Consider the following 534-nt stretch of genomic DNA (forward strand, 5'->3'; position numbering starts at 1 on the left):
CGTGGTATAAGTCCAAGCCCCGTTAGAACCTACGGTGAAATGACCGTACCCGTTGCTACCGGCCACATTATTTTGCGCTACAAAAGTCGCAGGACTGTCTACATCGCTAATCGCTAAAGTACCACCCGTGGTTAAAATCGCATTGCTCTCGGTTAAAGTCACACTTGCAGGAGTGATCACCGCGGCATCATTCGTACCTAAAATATTCACCGTAATCGTTGAAGTAGTACCATCGGCGGAAGTCACCGTTAAAGTATCGGTGTAAGTGCTGCCTGCCACAAATTCATTGTGCGCGGTATCGGTAGTATAAGACCACACTCCATCCGCACCCACCGTGAAATGACCATAACCGTTACTACCGGCCACATTATTTTGTGCTATAAAAATCGCAGGACTGTCCACATCACTAATGGCTAAAGTACCACCCGTCGTTAACACGGCGTTCGTTTCAGTTAAATTAGCCACCGCGGGAGTAATCACTGCCGCATCATTGGTACCTACAATATTGACGGTAATGGTCGAAGTAGTACCATC

1 protein-coding gene is annotated in these 534 nt (G+C 47.6%); it reads right to left on the bottom strand.

What is annotated here, in order from left to right:
• A partial coding sequence (locus tag LOX96_RS17510; RefSeq protein WP_250456497.1) for a VCBS domain-containing protein occupies positions 1 to 534 on the bottom strand: 534 nt, incomplete at both ends.

The organism is Legionella maioricensis (genome assembly GCF_023618015.1).
Lineage (GTDB): Bacteria > Pseudomonadota > Gammaproteobacteria > Legionellales > Legionellaceae > Legionella > Legionella maioricensis.